This window comes from bacterium (assembly GCA_016708025.1).
In the GTDB taxonomy this organism is placed as follows: Bacteria; Zixibacteria; MSB-5A5; order GN15; family FEB-12; genus FEB-12.
This window is the reverse complement of the sequence record JADJGQ010000002.1, coordinates 207,592-228,285: the sequence shown is the minus strand read 5'-3', so window position 1 is coordinate 228,285 and position 20,694 is coordinate 207,592. Positions and strand designations below refer to the sequence as shown.

Here is a 20,694-nt window from a genome sequence, read left to right as displayed (position 1 = left end):
GGGTGAGAGGGGATTATTTCAGCAGAATCAGCTTCCTGGTCTCCGTTTTGTCTCCAAAACTAGCCTTCATCAGGTAGATGCCTGAGGGGTGGCCGGTGGCATTCCAGCTAAGTCGGCTCTCCCCCGACGATAATCGGCCGTCTACCAAGGTCACAACCGTCTGGCCGAGCAGATTGTAGATCTCAACTTTGACATGTGCGGCGTTCGGGAGACTGATCGGGATAGACAGCTCGGCATTAAACGGGTTCGGATATGGTTGACCAAGAACGAACTGATCTGGCAGAGAGGTTGGTGGCTCATCTTCGACCGCGGTCGTAATATCGAGTGAATAGATGTCCACCTGATTCCCGTTCATGACGACCAGACGCGGGATGCTGTCCGGCCAATCAGTTTCCCAATAACGCTGACCGTGTGGAATATCTGACATTTGATATCGAATCGATCCATTCTCTCCACGGAACATAAACAGCGTATCATCGGCAATCCCGAAAAAATAGCCTGGGAGATTTGGGTGGATCATGAAATTGCCGAGACCAGGCAATTGATTCTGATATGAAACTGACCAGAGTTCGTCGAACGGGCCGTTCGGGCCAATTGACGATTGGCCGAATAGAACCAACTCAACGGTCAGCTCTCCTGCAGGGGGAGCAGGACAAAAAAGTGAGTAACCTCGAAGGCCAATCACCTCGTCACCCTCGGATGAGCCGATCAGATTGCCACTTTCCCAAGCGTAGTATACGCAGTCTCGAAATCCTCCTCCACCACAGCCAGTGTCGACACATTCCGGAGAGAGGGTTGTTAGTTGGCCCAGAGAATCACAATCAACCAATCGTATTTCAGTGTTTGATTCATCGCTAGTCTCTAGAGAACTACCATCCAATTCGCGACAAATCAGTCTGCGAGAATTGTTGGCTCGTTCAATGCTCAGAGCGTCCATGGCCATGAATGGCTCGGTCCACTGAATGGAATCCGGAAAACGCGCGTACAGAATGGTAAACCCTCCTTCGAAACTTGACCACTGGTCAAAGGAGAGGTAGCGGTGCGAATAGAAAAGCTCGCACTCGCCATCCCCGTCGATGTCTTCTATCATAAGAAAGTCCAACCCCTGTGAATACTCAATTGGGCTCCAAGGTGCCCACGAGTGGTGGACAGCGAATGTGGAATCAGTGAATCCTAATGCACCATCAAAGCAGATTATTTGCCAGTCTGTCGGGACAGGAATTAGATTGAGATAGGCTGTGTCAGGAACTGCCACCACCAAAACCAGATCAGGAATGCTATCCCGATTTACATCACCCACAACAGCTCGCGTGTGCGGATGCAATGTATCTGTTGCATGGCTGAATATCACGGAATCACCGGTGATATCCCAGAGTACCACTAGTGTGTCATTAACCGCCAGCAATTCAGGCTGACCGTCGCTATTGTAATCGACAAAGTTAACACGAGAAATGTCCGGTGCAAACTGCGGGAAAGTGAAGGTGCTTTCATGCACAAAGCCGACTGAGGCCACTGCGGTTGCCGACATCGTCAAGAGCGTTAGTAGTGCCGCAAACCAGATTCGCATACGTTCTCCCCTCACTTTAAGAGCATCAATTTGCGGGAAACAGAACCCTTTAAGGATACCGCCCTGACCAGGTAGACCCCCGATGAGTGGGCCGAGGCTTCCCATGTCAGCTTGTTCTCCCCGGCAGGAAAGTCCCGATCGGCCAGGGTGACGACAGATTGCCCGAGGAGATTAAATATCTCAACTCTCAGATGACCACCCGTTGGAAGACTAAATGGAATTGTCGTCTCGGCATTAAATGGGTTCGGATACGGTTGACCAAGAACGAACTGATCTGGCAGAGAGGTTGGCGGCTCATCCTCGACCGCGGTCGTAATATCGAGTGAATAAATGTCCACCTGATTCCCGTTCACGACGGCCAGACGCGGGATGCTGTCGGGCCAGTTCGACTCCCAGTACCGTTGGCCAGCTGGGATATCGGTAGTCGTAGTCCTGATCGAACCATTCTCTCCATTGAACATAATGAGAGTGTCGCCGGCAATCCCGAAAAAATAGCCGGGGAGATTCGGGTGGATCATGAAATTGGCGAGTTTAATGAGGTGAGCAGGATAGGGGATCGACCAGATCTCATGCATGACGCCGGTTGGAGACGATGCATTGAGCCCCAAGAGCACCAGTTCAATGGAACTACTTGAGCCGCCATCGTACGGACAATAAAATCCACGACTGCGATCACAGAGCAACTCTTCACCGGCGTATTGGTTCGAAATATCCCCTATCCTTTTCGGTCGATAGGCGCACGAATTAAAACCGCCTCCGCCATCGCACCCAGTATCAATGCAGGCTGGGCTGATCTGGTTCAACGATCCGTTGTCGCCCAAAAGCTCGATCGCCCAGTCTGTGTGCTCAGTGTCCGGACCAAATTCCATGTGCCAGAAATAGTACGTGAGCAAGAGGCTTTGGGTGGCGTGATCAGCGTCTTCGATCTCGTAGTCCCCCACTGTCATGTACGATCTTGCCCAGCGCAGGGAATCGGGGAAACGATCGTAGACTTTTGTATATCCACTGACAGTGACATCGAAACTCACATCCACTGTTCTAGTATATGCGAAGAGAAGTTCCGCCCGGCCGTCGAAATCAAGATCTCTCGCTGAAAGATAACAGGCAGCACCCGTAGCCGCGACCGGCGAAGGAAATGTGCTGGAGACAAAAGTGATTGAGTTGGAGTCGACAAGTCCACTCTCACCGTCGAAGCAAGTGAGGCGCCACTTGGTGGAATCTGTCATTATGTCCTGCACAAAGGCTGCAGCGAGATCAACTGCACTGTTACCGGTGAAGTCACCAGTGACAACCGACATGATCATTTCACCTGAATCTGCCGTGTGGTGGAAAAGGACGGAATCATTCGCCGGATCATACAACTGAATCTCACTTTCAGTAAATCGAAGGAAGCCCAGAGAGCCAAGACTATCCAATTGAACCAATCGTGAGTTGCTGGTCGAAGGACTAAACGGCGTGACTGAAAACCCGCTCTCATGCACAAACCCGACTCCCGCCCAGAGCGACAATGGCAACAGCAGTAGAAACGTGGCAAGAAATAGCGTACGCATGATCCCTCCCAGGGATTGGTAGTCTATTGGAAATCTATTATCCGAAGACGAATTCAGCTACAAGAATGTGGAAAGTGGGAGTGAATTGGTGGTGGATACGGGAGAAGAATAGATCCTTGCCTGCGCAGGATGAGGTTTGGTGCCGTTAGGTGCGATTTCGATGGAGAATCAGTTTCGCAACTTTGGCGGAGGAGAAATAAATTACGGGGAGAGCATATAGCCGACACCGCGGATCGAATGGATCAACGCCGGATGTTTACCATTGTCGCCAAGTTTTCGCCGGAGGCGCGCGATACGGATATCGATCGCCCGGTCAAAGCCGTTGTATTCGAAACCGCGTAGTTGCTTGAAGACCTGCTCGCGCGGCACAACTCTCCCCGCCTGTTCCGCCAGCATCCAGAGAAGATCGAACTCACCCGAGGTAAGCGGGATCATGTTCTCCCCCATTTTCACTCCCTGTTGCGCAGCATCGATAGTCATCGAAGTGAGGCGGATCCGTTGAGGTGTGCCGCCGATACGAATGCAGCGGCTCAACAGCGCGTTCACACGCGCCAGAAGTAAGCGGGGCTGTACCGGGAGGTCGAGGAAATCATCGGCGCCGGACTCCAGCGCATCCATTTCAACCTCCTCCGATCGTTGCGAGCTGACGATCAGGAGGGGACGGTCGATTTGCGGGCGAAGGTGACGGCAGAGCGCGAGGCCGTTGCCGTTGGCGAGGGAGGTATCAATGATCACCATATCAGGTTTGAGTTGGATCGCCTGGTCGGCCGCCGACTGGGTATGCTCGCAACTGAGCACGCGGTATCCGGACTCGCGAAGAAGGCGGCGCATTTCGGTGCAGAGAATAGTGCCGCTTTCGACCAACAGGATGATTGATTCCGTACCGACCATAGGTCCTTTACTACTCCCACGCTGACTGTGACGGTAAGACCGGTGGTCGGGGTAGTTGGATTAATTCTTAGCGGCGGAGATTGTATCGAATTGTTGCCTGGGTCGGTCGGAACTGGAAAGAGGCCGAGCCGGTGACCCGGCCTCAATCGCGCGGGGGATCAGCCGAGCAGATCAAGAAGCTGCTTGCTGAGTTGGGCGGAAGACTGGTCGTACCAGACGTTGGCCGTGCTGTCCTCTTCTTCCTCCTGATTATTAAGATAATCAACCAGAGAGGGTTGCGAGGATGACTCGGTCTGTTGAGCGCGCATCTCTTCCATCCGTGCACGCATCGTCTCCTCATGGGCCGACATCTCAGCCTTGGTGATAGAGCCGTCGCCATCGGTGTCGATCTCGGCGAAGATCTCTTCGGCGGTAGGTCCGCCGGAGGGGGCATCGGGTGGGGTGGGGCGGTTAGCGTGCATCGCCGAAAATTCGGCGATATCGAGTGCGCCGTCGCCGCTGGTGTCGGCATCCGTGAACATCTGTTCGCGACGCTGCGCCATCTGGGTTGGGTCGAACTGCCGCTGCATCAGTGCCAGTGATCCGGACTGAATTGAGCTGACCATGGTACTTTCCTCCTGAGTGAACGGTTAAGGTCTGCGAAATCATTTCGCATGTAGGATGCATCGGTCAGTCAAACGTGGACTTAATAGACAGGACAGTTACGGTTTGTTTCGAGATGGGATACGGAGTTGATACGAAGAGAGAATTTGTTGTAGGTCAGGCGCGGTTGACAAGAGTTGCGCAGTCAATTATCTGCGCGCCTGACGTTGTGATTTCTGAAAAGTAAGATGTCAGGCCCGTTCGCTTCGCTCACCGTCAATCTGGCGATTGCCGGAGCGGGCCTGACCTACAACGAACCTTTCAACGCGATCTTACATCGTCATTGGCGGAGTTTCAGGCGGTACACCCGGCTGAGTGATCGCTTCCGGATGCATCGCACTGAGCTTCACATACATCCGGCCAAACGCGACAAACAGAAACGGCCCAAAAATGAGTGCCGGGATTATCAGGGCAATGAACAGTGCCACCATAATGAACCAACTGGCGATAGCCAGCAAGATGACATTGTGGCTGTTGTATTTGGTGATATCGGCGCTTCGCTGTAACGCATCAAACAATCGACGGCGCGGGTCATCCATGATGACAAAATAAGTCAGCCAGTAACGGACCAGGCCGAATATCAGGAGCATACCATTGAGGAAAGCGACCAGGAAAAGCGACCATGGAAAGTTCTCTGGACCGATCTCATTGTTGAAGATCTTGATGAAAACGGTGAATCCGTAGATGATCGTGGGGAGCATACCGATGATGAAAATCCCCATATAAAGGAAGTTCATTCCGATGATCGTACCGTAGCGGTTGAAGCCGGCGAATAGATCTTCGATCCGTGGATTGCTGTCCCGTGCGACATTGAGAAAAAGGAGATAAAGTCCAGAACCAAAAACCGGGGCAACCAACAGGCTGAAGAGAAAACCGATAAAGGGGATCATGCCGATCAGACCGCCGATGATGGCAATGACCAGATAGATCACGAGTGTGCCGATCGTCAGCCAGAAATTACGCTTATAGTATTCCCAGCCTTCGGAGAGGCATTCGCCGACAGAAACTTCCTGGATCATGTAAGCACTCCGCCCTAATGATGATGTCTGGTTTGATGAGCAATGAATACGACGTTCAACGCCAGAGCGCAAGGGGGATGTTGTTTTTGGGGGCAGCCAGGGCAACGAGCCGAATGATCCAGTAAAAGAAGTGAGCCAACGTCGGAAGGCTCACGACGAACAGAGAAAAGAGAATACCAGTCTTCAAGAGTGATGGCCCAAATTTGACTGACCAATCACCACCAAATTTGAGCACAAAAATCTCGACTATCCATCCGGCGGTATAGAAAACGTTGGCCATTGCTAAACCGAGAAAGATGCCAAGCACAGCCAGACCCTCTACAGGGTACTCGTCAAGTTGCGGGGGGAGGTAATAAATCGCAGTTAACAGAAGGAGGCTTATAAAGCCTCCCGTAACGAGAATCAAGTTGTATACGATACGGCGCATCTCCCACCAGATTATTGGATACCACCATTTGGCGGATTCCTTTCGATGAAAGAGCCGTCCGAAAGTCGCTTTCACTCTTCCCCCCTACATCCTCTCGACGCACCCCGCGATCAAGTCACGCAATTTCGGTTCGGTCCGCGAGGCTGTCCCGATCACATCCTCCAATGAGCAGGGATGCATATTATCCGCCAACCCCATATCGGTCACGATCGAAAATCCAAGCACCCGATTCCGCTGATGGTGCGCCACCAAAACCTCAGGGACAGTCGACATCCCGACTGCATCGGCGCCTATGATCCGGAAGAACCGATACTCCGCCGCCGTCTCCAGGCATGGTCCGGTCAAACCAAGATAGGTTCCGGTCTGCATCGGCAATTTCAGCTCGAGCGCTACCTGCTTGGCTATATCCTGCAGCGCGAACGTGTACGTCTCGTACATATCCGGGAAACGGTCACCCCAGTCGTTGTCGTTCGGGCCGATCAACGGATTGCCGGGGAAGAAATTGATATGGTCTTTGATCAGCATGATATCGCCGGGCTTGAAATTCGGGTTGAGGCCGCCGGCAGCGTTGGAGACGATCAGCGTTTCCATGCCGAGCGCTTTCATCACGCGGACCGGGAATGCGATCTGCTTGAAGCTGTACCCTTCGTAATAGTGGAACCGCCCCTGCATGCAGACGACCGGTTTGCCGCGAAGGTTACCGAAGAGGAGCCGTCCGGCGTGCGACTCGACTGTCGAGACCGGGAAATGCGGGATCTGATCGTACGGGACCGTGTCGACCAGCTCGATCCCATCGACCAGCGAGCCGAGGCCGGTGCCGAGGATGATACCGATAGTCGGTTTGAAATCGGTCCGTGACCGGATGAAGGTGACAGCGTTATTCAGCTTCTCTTTGAATTCAGCGATAGTCTCCATACGTGACTCCCTATGAGATGGTCGATTTGTTTCAGTGGGGGGAATATATACGATTAGAGGAGGTGGGACAAGTGGCTCTAATCCCCACCATAAATGGTGGGGTACGCAGGTAAAGGTGGGCCCGCTCTCGCAGAGGCGGGGGATGACCAAGTGAAAAAAAGCTATGCTGCTTTGGCGATCGGGCTCTTGCTTCTCAGCAGTCGGACACTAGTCAGCAGAGCAATTGTCACAGCACTTGCCGCGAAGAAATACTGCAGATGAATGCCCGACAATTCCCCTGTAATCGGATCACCTGATCCGACAAGCCAGGTGCCATGCCCGATAAATGGGGCAAGCAGAAGCGAGATAAGCGACACAATGGCAGCCAACCAGAAGTTAATCCGGTGTAACCCTGTACCAACGAGCAGTCCAGCCAGAGCGCCGGTTACCAATGAAAGAATCAGGCTGATGAGATCAATAGACGGAAACATGAAGAACCTCCCTATTGTATCGTGGACACCGTTAGCCACGCATGAGTAAGATATGCCTGCTTGTCGTGAGGATGCAAGGGGAAATTCAAGCGTCAGTGAACTCCATCTGGATACCCGCCTGCGCGGTATGAGGCGTAGCTGGTGTTGTCAAATTCTGCTGTGCGAACGGCTCATACCGGCACACAAGGGGGAAGGCTCTGTGCAGGTCTGCTATCGCTTACTGCGTTTTCCCAGGTACCCGCCGAGAAGTGCGCCAAAGACAATTACTCCTCCGCCCAGAATCCAGTTAGAGAGAATCGCGAGGCCGATCATGCCACACGAATCCAACCGTGGAGCGATCAGATAAAACGAGACGGCCAATGATGCCCATGAAAAGACGGCTCCAAGAATGGCCCGACGCGGATCGATTATGGCAAAACAGACTGCACCTAGAAAATACAGATACAAGGGCATGAAAGCGGGGTCAAAGAGCAGAGGAGTATTGTACCCCATTTGCTCGCCAAAATAGGATGGGGTGAATAGTCCGATAGCACAGTAAAAGAGTCCAACACCGACAGAAATGAGGAAGAAAACGAGTGTAGATGCAGACTGTAGAAAGTTCATGTGCAATCAATCCCCGTGATGCCGCCGCTAAATTCTGTCCTACGGCTTCCCCAGTATCTCCGCGACCGACTCATGCAACTGCGCGCGGTAGTGCAGGCCGGCGGTGTCGGTCGTTCGCATGATCTTCCCATACTCCGCAAACTGCTCCCAGTCGACTACCTTCACTTCGCGGATTTCATCATGATCGGTGTAATTGAAATCACCGTCGAGATAAGTCGCAAGAAAAACCCAGGAGCGCCAGTGGATGGGCGTTTGATTTGCATCAGTCGGAGTAACCGGCTCGAGGAAAAACTCAACATCGGTTTTGAGCAGAAACCGATCCACTCGTATTCTGCATCCCAACTCTTCCGCCACCTCGCGATTGATCCCAGTGAGAAAATCCTCACCCGGATGCAGCCCCCCCGAGGGAGACCGAAAGAGCCCTTCCGGATAGGCATGTTTCGCGATAACGATCCACTTCTCCCCCATCTGCACATAGAGCGTCACATCATGATTGCGGCCGGATTTCTGCGAAGACGCGATCCGCTGAAGTTCCGTGGTAGTCGAAGGAATGCGAAACGATTTTGCGACCGGCACGCCAAAGCGCTCCTCCATCTCGCGGATCAGCTCATCAGTGACAAACATCAGAAGAGCGCCGTGATCTCGGTTTGCAGCGGAAGCGTCGTTACTTCGATACCGTCATGGCCGATCAATACATCGATCTCTGTCCGGAAGCCGCAATCCGCAAAATAAACTCCCGGTTCGATCGAGAAAAGGTGTCCCGGTTGCAGCAGGCGACGGTCCTCCGTCTCGAGATTATCGATATTCGGCCCCGGACCGTGTGTGGCGACATGGATGGAGTGACCGGTCCGATGAGTGAAGTACTGCCCAAGGTTCGCATCGACTATCACTTTGCGCGTGGCATCGTCAACATCGTAACCGTAGACCGGATGCTTCCCGTAATTTTCGCGAAGATATGCAACCGCGCGATCGCGGGCATCGCGGATGACATTAAAGCGCGTATTGTATTCGGCGGGGATTGCGGGCTTGGCACCGGCGAATCCCATCCAGGTGATATCCGCATACACCGCTTTGTCGGTTTTGAGTTTGGCCCAGATATCCAAAAGGACCAGTTGGTCGCGCTGAATAATCTCAGACTTTTCCGGCGTCGGTTCGTAGTGTGGATTGCCGGCATTGGCGCCAACCGAGCAGTTCGGACCGGCATCGGTCTCCATATCGGTCTGCTCGAACAGCTTGAGCATGTACGCGCAGACATCCCATTCGGTGATCTTCTTGCCGGCGGCGAGAGAGTCGCGGATCAGCGCAAACGCTTTGGTTTTGATCTCGATCAGGTTACGCGCGGCGATACGGTGGCTGGCCATCTGCTCAACCGTCAGCCGAGCCTGAAAATTGGCGACCAGATCGGCCGAAGAAACAATCTCATACCCCAGGCCGCGGACAAATTCGATCGTCCCGGCATCCACCAGGCCGATATACGGCAACCGCCCAAAGGGGGAGTATTCCATGGCGATCCGTTTGGCTCCGGTCAGCATCTTGGCGACTCCTTCCTCCAGCATCTTGTAGCTGGAGAACGGGGTAAGGCGGCCCGGAACATGGCCGAACTTGGCCTTTTCGATCTGGTGAACCAGACCGGTTGGCTCCCCGTTTGCCGGTATATAATAGAAGAACCGGCGGGTCAGATGGGTCGGCAGGCTGAGCATCTCAACCGCGACCGTGTTGCGGGAGTGGAAATCGGCCATCAGCCAGCCATCGAGCTGGTGATCACGTAAATAGCTTTGAATTGCTTGGATATTCATGCGTGCTCCAACGTTTTAGATAACATACGGCATTTGCGGGGCGGATTCAACCAATTTGGGTAGTGAATCCCTCACCCGTCCGCCAAAGTCGGACACCCTCTCCCAGAGGGAGAGGGGATATCCCTTCTCCCTTTGGGAGAAGGGGTCGCGAAGCGACGGATGAGGGTTTGATTCAATTTGGCCGCCTTGACAGCCAGTCTTATGAAGAATAGATTCCCTGCATTGAACCAGCAAACGACTATCCCCCGCATTGTCATTACCGGAGCACCCGGCTCCGGGAAGACCGACTGTCTGGAACGGATCCGGCAGGATGTCGCATTTGCACAGTTTGTTTTCATGGATGAGCTGGCGCGACAGCTACTGGAAGAAGATCCTACTTATCGTCAACGCTGGCCCGAGTTTCATCGCGAGATTTACAAACGACAAACCGCCCGCGAGCTTGCCACGGCTACCCGGCCATTTATCAGCGATCGTGGGACGGTCGATGCCTTCGCGTTTCATCCGGAGACGGCCGCCGATGTCGGCACCACCGTCGAGCGGGAGTATAACCGCTACAGTGGCGTGATCCATCTTGGATCGGCAGCATCGCTGGGCGAGCAACACTATCGGACGGACCGGATCCGGTTCGAGTCAATCGAGGAAGCACTGGTAATTGAGCGGGCGATCGGATCCGTCTGGAATCGGCATCCGGGGTATCACTGGATCGCGGCAGAGATTGATTTTGAGTCAAAAGTTCGCCAGTTTAGACAGACCATAGAACGATTGGCGGGAATTGTCCGCCAGCGGGTATAACTTTAGAGATGACAGTTGGTAATAGACGGAGCAATGACATGACAAAACTACTAATGCTGATCTTCTGCGCGCTGTTAGCGGGGAACGCGGGCGCGGAATCCAGTTTTTTCAAGCAGTTCAAGGATGATTACACCACGCTTGATCAGGATCTGCTCAATAACCCCGGCGAGGTCGGAACTATCCGCGATTTCGTCTACCAGAAGGATGTTCTCACGCTGACTCTCACCGAGGGTCAGATCTTTTTCCTGCGGTATGTGAACAATCGTCCGACAACGGCTATTTTCATCGGGAAAGGGAAAGCGACGATTGCGGTTCCTTCGCATGTCGAGCGGCAGTCATTGATCTATGCTTCGGGCGATTCAACCGTCAGCAATGAGTTTGAGATCTGCTTCCTGCGCTTTGCCGATGACTTCGACATCCTGCTCAAAGAGAAATTCCCCCTGACCCAGAAGATGCTCGGCTGGAAAGATTTTACGGTGGCCAAGCAGGCGCAGGGAGAGTTCTTCTTCCGCCCCGTCATCGGCCATACGTATGATAACTACTTCGAGCTCTTGCGCTCCTGTTACGAGCGATCGGCCGATGGCTTCTTCTTCTGCGACTTCAACCGCTACACGTATATTTTCGATCCGAACCGCCCGGAAGAAGTGATTGTCGGCTATGAAAAGGAAGGCGGCGCGGCACAGATCACGGATGCCAGTGTATTCCAGCGACAAGAGCATGCGATCTACGACGACTCGCTGATGTCGAGCATTCCATATTTGAACACGATCGTCAGCCAGGATGCAACGTTATACCTGAGCGGCGCTGAAGGAAACAATATCGACAGCGCTGTGGCGGCGCTTTCACTTCAGGTCAAGCGCGACAGCGCCAGGTTTGTCAATGTCTTCCTCCATTACAATCTGGATCTCGATTCAGTTTTACTCGGCGACGAGCGGATCGATTTCCATCGCCGGAAAGATTTCTCCTGTGTGGGACTGATCTTACCGACATATCACCGCAGGAATGACACACTCGCGCTCAAGCTGTACTATCACGGCAAAAACTACCTGTCACCGCTGCCGTATACTGCCGACCCGACTCCGGCGCCATGCAAAGTTACGCTGGTCGCGCCGAAGGACTTCAATTACGTTGTCGCCGGAATGGGGACGCCGGAAGAGATCGGCAAGGGGAAACAGAAGATAGTCTGCGAGCCATCTCAGCCGATCACGATGTTGCAGATCAGGAGCTATGCGAAGTCATATACCGGCGTCGAGGGATCATCGCTGAGCGGCCTGTCACTGACATTTCTCAAGTCGCCACAGATAACCAAGAAGAACTTCGACTGTTTTGTGCCGGATGAGATCTACCAACCGGCGGTGACCGGTGCGCTCGATTTTGCGGCCGCGAGACTGGGGAATCCGCCGAATGCGTTTGCGATGTCTGTGCACCCGGAAGGAAATATCTCCATCCCAGGTCATGCCGAAGTGAGCCAGGTCTATTGTCTCCGTGACGGTACCGGCGGCATTCAACTGGTAGCCGGGACGGAAATGGGGCGCCAGTGGTTCGGACCTTCGGCGCGTCCGTCGACAGATCGTGAATCCTGGTTGGCTGATGCTGCCGCACTCTACCTTGGGCTGATGTATACCCAGAACTCGATTTCCGGGTCGACCTTCTATGCCGAGCTGTTGTATCGCCGCGATGTTCTCATCACGGAATTGGATCGCCAGCGCGATCAACCGCTGGCCACCGGCGATCGGGTCGCGGACAGCGTGCGCGTCTACAAAGGGGCCTGGGTGATGCATATGCTTCGGCAGATGATGTTCGATCTGGAAAAACGCTCCGATCGGGTATTCATGAAATTTTTGCAGGAACTGTCCAGCCTGATCAATACGGGGACGTTCACCAACGCGGATTTCATTCGACTGGCCGAAAAGCATGCCGGGATCGATCTTGATCCGTTTTTTGCGGTTTGGCTGTATGGAGTCGGTGTGCCGGAGTTTGATGTCATCTATACGATCGTCCCACAGGGAGCCGAATGGAATGTGAATGTTTCGGTCACAACCACCAAGGTGCCGGAATCTTTCACCATGCCGGTAACGATCCAGGTGGGAAGTGAAGACGGGACGCGGCAATTCCTCCGACAGACGGTGAACGGCAAGCAGACCTCGTTTGTGCTGGGTCCATTTACTTCTCAGCCGAAGGAAGTCGTTTTCAACGAGTTTGCCTCGATTCTGTCCAAAGACAAGGTCTCCAAAGGAAAGGGATGAAATTGCGACAGATGTATCGGCCGGGAGGGACATACCTCCGTCAATGGTGATCGAATATGGAAAGCCGGAGCGAGAACGGGCAATCCTGATCGGTTTGGCGCTTGATTCGCGCAAGCGTTCCGAGGTTGCTGAATCGCTCGATGAACTGGCGCAATTGACAATATCGGCCGGAGCGCAAGTGGTGGGACAGCGGATCCAGGTGAAGCCGCATCCGAATCCGGCGACGTTTGTCGGTAAAGGTTTGGTAGATGAACTAAAGACGCAGCTTGCCGATCTCAACGGCAACTGCGTCATTTTCGATGATCCCCTCTCCCCTGCGCAACAGCGGAATCTCGAGGAAGCGCTTGAGATAAAAGTCATCGACCGTTCGATTCTTATCCTGGATATTTTTGCGACGCGCGCCCGCACAGCGTCGGCGCGACTTCAGGTGGAACTGGCACAACTTGAGTATACGCTCCCCCGTCTGACCGGCGCCTGGGTACACTTCTCCCGACAGTACGGCGGTATCGGCGCAAAGGGGCCGGGAGAAACGCAGCTCGAAGTGGACCGTCGACAGATTCGCACCAAGATCGCGCACCTCAAAGAGAAACTGAAAAAACTGGCGACACAACGTCAGACGCAGCGATCCTCACGGCAGGAGCTTTTCAAGGTTGCATTGGTCGGATATACCAATGCCGGCAAGTCGACACTCTTTAACCAGCTTACCAAGGCAGAGGTACGTTCGGCGGATCAACTATTCACGACGCTGGACTCAACAACGCGCCTGATGGCTATCGATCACCCCAAGCAGATCGTCCTTTCGGACACCGTGGGGTTCATCAAGAAGTTGCCGCACCAGTTGGTCGAGTCGTTTAAATCGACGCTGGAGGAGGTGCGGCAATCTGATCTGTTACTGCACATTATAGATTCTTCGGATCCGCGGATCGAGGAGCGGATCAGTCAGACGCGCGAGGTCCTCAAGGAGATCGGTGCGGATGAGGTGGATTACCTTATGGTCTACAACAAGATAGACCTTTGCCCGGAGTTCCTCCCACCCCCCTCAAACGGCCACAAGGCGATCACTATTTCTGCCCAACAGAAGCTCGGTTTGGCGGCCCTGAAGGCCGAGATCGTGGCGATGGCGGACCGTTTTCAGCAGGTTCGTCAGTCCCGCTAAACTTCGTCTAAGTTTTTGCCGATACAACGCTTAGAGGAAGGTACTATGGCCAAGAAGATTCTGATCGTCGATGACAATCCCAACATGTCGTCTCTGTTGTGCGAGATGCTCGAAGTTTTTGATTATGAATCTGTCCGGGCGAATGACGGTCACCAGGCGCTTGATGCCCTGGCCAAAGAGCCGTTCGCCATGGTCATCACCGACATGCGGATGCCGAACATGACCGGACTGGAGTTGCTCAAAGAAGTCAAGGATCGACATCCGAAGATCCCCGTGGTTCTGATCTCCGGCTATTCTGTCGCGGAGATCGAGGCCGGCGCCAATGGACTGAAGCCGGATGGCTTTCTCGGCAAACCGCTGATGATGTCGGATATCGAGAGACTACTGAACACGTTGCTGTAAAGCGACCCAACGTTACCGAGCCCGCGATGCAAGTCGCGGGTTTTTTTATTGGGAAAACGGGGAGCAAGATGTATATTATGGGCGGAGGGTAAGAATGAGATTCCGACTTTTCTGCTCGCTTTGGATTCTTCTGTTGGTTCCCGCCGCCTTTGGTGCCGATGTCCGACTGGTCTATTCCGGAGTAGTTCCAAACATACGTATAGCCAAACATGTGGAGCCGATTCTCGATGCCAGTAGGCAATTGGAGGGGTTCGCGCTCTCAGACACAAGCAAGGCACTTCGACTGATCTGGCTGGATGGCCGACCTGAGGATACAATTCCGTTGACTGCCTGGCCGCACAGGACGATCAACTATCGTTCCGACGATACTCTGTACCTTTATGTCTACGGAGAGAGAAGCGAGAACTATGATTACTCCGGCACACTTCCCCGAGTTATCCGAATAGCCTATACTGCGGGCAGTTGGACAATCAACGAGGTCGATCCGCTGCTTTTCAACGGTGTGCCGTGGGAAGAATATGTGAGCGACTTCCCCATGTCAGAAGCGCTCGACTTTGAGTACGATAACCTGGGAGAAGTTGTCGGCGTCGTTTTCCAGAGTAGAGTCTATTGGAATGGATATATATTTACGATCGGCTCGCATGCTGAAATTGTCGGCACAAGTATTGTCTACACCCCTGATCTTTCGACGCGGCTCCTTCGAACCTCGAACGATATCGCTATTCCCGGCCACTTTACTACCGAATCAGAGAGGGAATACCTAACAGCCAGTGTGCGCTATTCTTACCGGGATGCATGGTGTGATGGTTGTCCACCATCGGTCGGAGACTGGGCCACAATTTCAATTCGCGATTGGACAGGGGTTCAGCAACTCGCCTATGCACGATCGTCTGCAAGATACGAGAATATCTTTGTAGGAAACTTCGCGCCGGAAGAGCCAGAGGACGAAGTGGTCATCTACGGCAGTACGCCGATCATTGATACCTTCCTCCCGACACAGAATCACCTGATCTGCTACAACTTCGTCAACGGCGAACGAGAGCAAGTGTGGTACCGCCCGATGGAAGCGAGATTCGTTCAACGTCATTTATACCTGAGATTCTATTCCCGGAAACTGAACGTCTTGATCGGAACATCTAACACAAGCGTCTTCTATTTGAGCGGCCGCACAGGCGAACTTGCCGATTCCGCCGCCCCTGTCAGTTATCTCGCCACAGCTCAATTTTATGAGAGTGAACTGGATTCTTCGAAGTTGGAACTGCTTACCAAATCTTACGATACTGTATTCATCCATCAATTCGACGCTATCACCGATGCACCGGAGGATCGGGCTGATCTTCCCTCCTCCTTCACCCTCTCCCAAAACTACCCCAATCCGTTTAACTCGTCGACAGAGATACGGTTCTCACTTGCGCGTGCCAGTGAAGTCTCAGTGACGGTCTACAATCTGCTGGGCCAGGAAGTGAAGAGATTAGTCGATGGGCAGGTCACGGCGGGGGAACATCGGGTGACATGGGACGGGACCGACAGGAACGGAGCAGACTGCGCCTCTGGGATCTATCTCTGCCGACTCTCGACAGGAAATAATGAGCAGTGCCGAAAGATGGTTCTGCTGAAGTAGAGAAAGAGGGATGGATCGATGATTCGCACTATCGCTACATTCGGACTGTTGCTTTTTGCGACAGCATTTGGGGCGGACATACAGATCACGCACCAGCTTTCGATCCCGAACTCGAATGATTACGGCATTCTGGACCCGATTCTCGATTCGGATCTTGTGCTCAAGGGATTCGTACTTGCCGATACGGCGAACAAGTCGCTGGCGATCGGGTGGCTGGATAGCGACTCTCTTGTTCGCATTGCACTCTCAAATAGACCGACTTCAGTGGCGAACTATTTTTCCGGTGATACGTTGGTGATCTTCTGTCTGCAGCACGAGTACACTGGTCAATATCTACTTACGCGCTTTCTTTCGGTAGCAGGTACACTGAGTACCGACACGGCGATCGTGCCTCAACTCTACTATGTAGGGCTGCTGGCCTCCGAAGAAGCGTCGAAGCTTCGCCTTGAACGAAATGAAGCAGGTGCGATCAGCGGTGTTGCGCTCGAAGCCATGTTCGTGGACGAGTCTGATTTCCATATCTGGATCACGTACCAGAATATGTCCACCTCTGTTGTTTACTCCCCCGATCTGCGTGCCACGCTATTTCGACGTCAACTGACACAGTGTGTAGCCGGCGATTTCACCGATTCAAACGGAGTCGAACGAGCTGGAGTTCTGGATGCGGACGGCTACACCTATGACATGTATACATACGAGACCACCTGGAGTCAGGATATTACCTACCTCCGCGCCTATAGACAGGATACCGCAAGATTCGTCAATGTCTCGGCTTCAATTGCCAGGACCCATGAATTGTTCGCCGGAGATTTCATGTCGTGGTTGCCTCATGATGAGATCATCTACTTTGGATCAGCCCCGGACTTCACCGGAGTCCATTCGAATTCCACATCCCACCTTGCGTGTTATTCTCTGGCCGACGACCAACTCACGCAGGTCTGGTACCGGCCATTTTCCGGCGCGAGCCTCTGTTATGCGCATAGCGCCGGTGAAGTAATCGCCGGATTCAGGAACGACAGTACCGCGTTGTTTGTCAATGTCGCGCATGGCGAGGTATCAGACAGCGCCTCCTTTGGGCGTGACCTTCGTTTAATCACCTACTTTGAGACAGGTCAGAACGGAAATACGCTGAATGCCATCGGAATTGCGAATGACACTTTGTTTGCCTACCAGTTCGATGTCATCACCGATATTCAGGACGACGAGCCGATAGTCCCTTCCGCTTTTACCCTCTCCCAAAACTACCCCAACCCGTTTAACTCGTCGACTGAGATACGGTTCTCACTTGCGCGCGCGGGTGAGGTGACGCTGACGATCTACAATCTGCTTGGTCAGGAGGTGCGGACTCTGATTACTGGAAGACTCACCGCAGGGGAGCATCGTGTCAGTTGGGATGGGTTCGCCAACAACGGACATACGTGCGCCACAGGCATTTATCTATTTCGATTGGAGGCAGAAATCGGGTCTCAGAGTCGCAAGATGGTGTTGCTAAAGTAATTAGAGGGGAGCACAATGATCGTTCTGTACACACTCTTGGTTTCGGTGCTTTGTCTTCCCGTGGTTTCCTTTGCCACTGAATATCGAGTGCTTCATAGCGATTGGATCCCGGAAGCCAATTATGTGCAGGCAATTGACCCGATCCTCTCCCCGTCAGAGGAAATGCTCGGAGTTGTCTGTCTCAAATTCGACCGACTGGAAATTCTCCTGTATGATCGGGACACGTTGATCACCATCATCTTCAACCCCGATCCGTATATCTCTGAATTCCCTGCATCCATGGCCAATCTGGTGCGAGGGGATACGATAGTTTTCTACATCGATTATGACATCGGCTTCTACGATTCAGACAGTACCATTCTGGAAAAGGTAACACTGGTCGGCAACTCGGTCTCTTTTGACACTGCGAGCTACACCATTCCGGTCATGTGGAACTGTCGCGGCCGACAGCCGCATCGCCAGGTGGTTCGATTTGAAAAGGACGAACAGGGCAGGCCGATCAGACTGATCGTTGAAAAACATATGACATACTATAACTTCAGTTCCGGGGGTGCCGAATGGTGGGAGGAAGACATGTCGATAAACCTGTTTGTCGACCTCAACTCTCTGGACCTGCTAGAACACTTTTCTTTTCCATTCATGGAACCCGCCACGCTTAGCGCCTCGCCAAATCGGCAGTTCGCCGGCTTTGGCATGCACTATCTGAACTTTAACGAGCCGTTCAGTTCCGGCTACTACAAGTTTTCATCCATGCAGTTACTCGATTCAATCGGACAGACTGTCTTTCAGGTTGTCTTTACTTACGGCGACCAGTGGTTGGCGGTTCTCGATGCGACCAGTCAATATTCCTATGACGAAGTTATCTACTATGGAGTCAACTCCGGTCTGGATGGAGCCCATCCCCCTGCCGAATGGAATTTGAGTTGTTACAACTTCTCCTCGGGTTCACCTGTCGAGGTATGGCACCGACCGATCTCCGGCATTCAGCCGGACTACATTTTCGAACGGGCCAGTGTTTTAATGGCCTGGCGCGGCGATAGTACGTTGCTTTTTGTTAATGCGTCGAACGGCGACATCTTTGACTCCACGGTCATTTTGAGTCATCCATCGATCAAGAAGGCATTTGGTTATTGGAGTGACTCGCCGCTCCATGCGGCGGTGCTGGTCGGCGACTCGGTGATGGTGCTGGAGTTCGATGCGATTGTTGACGTGCCTTCTGATGAACCGCTGACTCCATCCGCTTTCACCCTTTCCCAAAACTACCCAAACCCGTTTAACGCCACGACCGAGATCAGCTTCTCGCTGGCGAGAACCGGCGATGTTCGCCTGACTGTTTATAATCTTCTCGGACAAGAGGTGAAAACGCTCCTCGATGAAAAAACCACTGCTGGTGAACATCGAGTGACATGGGACGGAAGAGATAACTCGAGTAACCTCTGCGCCACTGGCATTTATCTCTACCTGCTGCAAAATGAAAACACGACGCAGGCGCGCAAAATGGTGATGCTCAAATGATTAACCAAATCAGATTCTCTTCGTCATTCTATGGTATTGTAATCTCAATTCTGCTTGTCGGCGTCATCCAGGCTACCGAGCTAAGACTTGTCCAGACGAACTATGTTCCAAACGCCGGCCGCCTGACCCACTTCAAGCCGTTCATCGACACACGGGGTGTGGCAACTGGATTTGTCGCGTGTGACGCGAGCACCCAAGCGCTACGTATAGAGCGATTTGATAGTCCTTCGCTCTCGAGGATAATACAGCTCCCCGGCGAACCGTACGATATTACCTACTATTTCAGCGGTGACTCTCTGATAGTCTATGCCGCATACTATACGGTGTACAATCTGCGCATTGGTCGTTTTGTATTGGCCAATGATACCATAGTACAGAATGATATTCCCGTTCAGTATGTCAACCATCCTGAGTATTGGTCGGACTTCTTTGAAATGGAATATCTGAGCATTCATTTGGACAGCAGTAACGCACTGGCTCCAGTTTCTGTAGTTCTCGAGTGGTATTGCACGTACAGTTGGTATGACGCTACACAGGGATATGAGGATATGACCAAGTCGCATTCTATGGTCACATCGCTTGATCTAAGCCAGGTATTCTCCAAGGGGTCGAATAAATACCATTTGCAGGGGGAGTTTCTGCCTCGCCCTGGCCGAGAGACATTTGGAATAATAGCTTCGACAGGAGTTGGTTCCTACTGTGACCCTTGGGACTGCCGGTCCTGGTATTATGTCAGAAACTCGGTAATCCTTTGGGACGCTGCTGACAGTGCTATATATGAGAGGTATTTCGACACTAGTATCGTCTCCGGGGCGCTGAGCGGCGATCTGGACGATTCGCGCGATGGGGAGGAAGTAGTCGTAGCAGGGTATCACAGAGGTCTTGATAATGAGGCAATAAGTGGCGACAATTTTGTCGCCGCGTATTCGTTTGCTTCTGGCAGACCACAGGAGATCTGGCGAAAGCAGCCGATGAACGGACAGGTCACTTTCACCCCTCTCTGCTTCTGGGAAGGCCCAGACTTACTGCTCCTTCAACGCCCAAGCATTCCGCGGGTCATCCTGATCTGGCATGCCGATACCGGTGAGAAGTTTGACTCACTCTATTTCTACGGACCGCTGGTGCCCCGGGATTTTCTCATTCTACCTGATCGTCAATCCGGGTTTTCCGTTTTCGGGGGTGCAGGCGACAGCACATATTATTATGTGTTGGACATCATGACTGATGTTGATGACGACCTGCCGCCTCTCCCATCCGCTTTCACCCTCTCCCAAAACTACCCCAACCCGTTTAATGCGTCGACGGAGATATGCTTCTCGCTTGAACGGGCGGCTGATGTGACGCTCACCGTCCATAATCTCCTCGGTCAGGGAGTGAAAACGCTGGTTGACGGGAGAACCAGCGCCGGTGAGCATCGGGTTACGTGGGATGGCACAGACGACTCGGGAGAATCTTGTGCTACCGGTGTCTATCTCTATCGCCTGCAGACCGAAGATCGGTCGGAATCGCGGAAGATGCTGCTGCTCAAGTAAATCAGGCGTGAGAACTTCGCGGCCACTTGATTCCCCGCGTCAACCTGCTATCT

19 protein-coding genes are annotated in these 20,694 nt (G+C 53.0%); 8 read left to right on the top strand and 11 right to left on the bottom strand.

What is annotated here, in order from left to right; genetic code table 11:
- Positions 1 to 13 precede the first annotated feature (13 nt).
- The 11 genes from IPH75_07240 to IPH75_07190 all read right to left on the bottom strand — a co-directional run bounded on the left by IPH75_07240 (position 14) and on the right by IPH75_07190 (position 9,880).
- Positions 14 to 1,567 carry a T9SS type A sorting domain-containing protein gene (locus tag IPH75_07240; protein ID MBK7141857.1) on the bottom strand — a complete coding sequence of 518 codons (1,554 nt, stop codon included), beginning with the start codon at positions 1,565 to 1,567 and terminating at the stop codon, positions 14 to 16.
- Positions 1,568 to 1,578: 11 nt separating this feature from the next.
- Complete coding sequence (locus tag IPH75_07235; protein ID MBK7141856.1) at positions 1,579 to 3,117, bottom strand: T9SS type A sorting domain-containing protein; 1,539 nt, start codon at positions 3,115 to 3,117, stop codon at positions 1,579 to 1,581.
- Positions 3,118 to 3,318: 201 nt separating this feature from the next.
- The gene (locus IPH75_07230; GenBank protein MBK7141855.1) at positions 3,319 to 4,008 is read right to left on the bottom strand and encodes a response regulator transcription factor; all 690 of its coding nucleotides are present in this window, start codon (positions 4,006 to 4,008) and stop codon (positions 3,319 to 3,321) included.
- A gap of 158 nt (positions 4,009 to 4,166) precedes the next feature.
- Positions 4,167 to 4,613 (bottom strand): EF-hand domain-containing protein, encoded by a 447-nt coding sequence (locus IPH75_07225; protein ID MBK7141854.1) that lies wholly within the window; start codon positions 4,611 to 4,613, stop codon positions 4,167 to 4,169.
- A gap of 309 nt (positions 4,614 to 4,922) precedes the next feature.
- A complete protein-coding gene (locus IPH75_07220; protein MBK7141853.1) occupies positions 4,923 to 5,669 on the bottom strand; it encodes a hypothetical protein in 747 nt (248 codons plus the stop codon).
- A gap of 55 nt (positions 5,670 to 5,724) precedes the next feature.
- The gene (locus IPH75_07215; protein ID MBK7141852.1) at positions 5,725 to 6,096 is read right to left on the bottom strand and encodes a hypothetical protein; all 372 of its coding nucleotides are present in this window, start codon (positions 6,094 to 6,096) and stop codon (positions 5,725 to 5,727) included.
- Positions 6,097 to 6,180: 84 nt separating this feature from the next.
- On the bottom strand, positions 6,181 to 7,011 hold the full coding sequence (locus IPH75_07210; GenBank protein MBK7141851.1) for a purine-nucleoside phosphorylase: 831 nt from the start codon (positions 7,009 to 7,011) through the stop codon (positions 6,181 to 6,183).
- A 161-nt stretch (positions 7,012 to 7,172) separates the two neighbouring features.
- Complete coding sequence (locus tag IPH75_07205) at positions 7,173 to 7,481, bottom strand: hypothetical protein (protein ID MBK7141850.1); 309 nt, start codon at positions 7,479 to 7,481, stop codon at positions 7,173 to 7,175.
- Positions 7,482 to 7,691: 210 nt separating this feature from the next.
- A complete protein-coding gene (locus IPH75_07200) occupies positions 7,692 to 8,084 on the bottom strand; it encodes a hypothetical protein (protein MBK7141849.1) in 393 nt (130 codons plus the stop codon).
- A 39-nt stretch (positions 8,085 to 8,123) separates the two neighbouring features.
- Positions 8,124 to 8,708: an NUDIX hydrolase gene (locus IPH75_07195; GenBank protein MBK7141848.1), complete on the bottom strand. Its 585-nt coding sequence runs from the start codon at positions 8,706 to 8,708 to the stop codon at positions 8,124 to 8,126.
- Positions 8,708 to 9,880 carry an aminopeptidase P family protein gene (locus tag IPH75_07190; protein MBK7141847.1) on the bottom strand — a complete coding sequence of 391 codons (1,173 nt, stop codon included), beginning with the start codon at positions 9,878 to 9,880 and terminating at the stop codon, positions 8,708 to 8,710. The genes IPH75_07195 and IPH75_07190 overlap by 1 nt, the downstream gene beginning before the upstream one ends.
- A gap of 201 nt (positions 9,881 to 10,081) precedes the next feature.
- On the opposite strand from IPH75_07190, the gene IPH75_07185 reads away from it, so the two are divergent.
- From IPH75_07185 to IPH75_07150, 8 genes are all read left to right on the top strand, one after another.
- Positions 10,082 to 10,672, top strand: coding sequence for an AAA family ATPase (locus tag IPH75_07185; GenBank protein MBK7141846.1), 591 nt, complete (start codon positions 10,082 to 10,084; stop codon positions 10,670 to 10,672).
- Between the two features lie 38 nt (positions 10,673 to 10,710).
- Entirely contained in the window at positions 10,711 to 12,918 is a 2,208-nt protein-coding gene (locus IPH75_07180) for a hypothetical protein (GenBank protein MBK7141845.1), read from the top strand.
- A 43-nt stretch (positions 12,919 to 12,961) separates the two neighbouring features.
- Positions 12,962 to 14,074: a GTPase HflX gene (hflX, locus tag IPH75_07175; protein ID MBK7141844.1), complete on the top strand. Its 1,113-nt coding sequence runs from the start codon at positions 12,962 to 12,964 to the stop codon at positions 14,072 to 14,074.
- A gap of 45 nt (positions 14,075 to 14,119) precedes the next feature.
- Complete coding sequence (locus IPH75_07170; protein MBK7141843.1) at positions 14,120 to 14,476, top strand: response regulator; 357 nt, start codon at positions 14,120 to 14,122, stop codon at positions 14,474 to 14,476.
- Positions 14,477 to 14,570: 94 nt separating this feature from the next.
- Positions 14,571 to 16,097 carry a T9SS type A sorting domain-containing protein gene (locus tag IPH75_07165; GenBank protein MBK7141842.1) on the top strand — a complete coding sequence of 509 codons (1,527 nt, stop codon included), beginning with the start codon at positions 14,571 to 14,573 and terminating at the stop codon, positions 16,095 to 16,097.
- An 18-nt stretch (positions 16,098 to 16,115) separates the two neighbouring features.
- Positions 16,116 to 17,594 (top strand): T9SS type A sorting domain-containing protein, encoded by a 1,479-nt coding sequence (locus IPH75_07160; GenBank protein ID MBK7141841.1) that lies wholly within the window; start codon positions 16,116 to 16,118, stop codon positions 17,592 to 17,594.
- Between the two features lie 15 nt (positions 17,595 to 17,609).
- A complete protein-coding gene (locus IPH75_07155; protein MBK7141840.1) occupies positions 17,610 to 19,109 on the top strand; it encodes a T9SS type A sorting domain-containing protein in 1,500 nt (499 codons plus the stop codon).
- A complete protein-coding gene (locus IPH75_07150; protein ID MBK7141839.1) occupies positions 19,106 to 20,641 on the top strand; it encodes a T9SS type A sorting domain-containing protein in 1,536 nt (511 codons plus the stop codon). The genes IPH75_07155 and IPH75_07150 overlap by 4 nt, the downstream gene beginning before the upstream one ends.
- Positions 20,642 to 20,694: the final 53 nt, after the last annotated feature.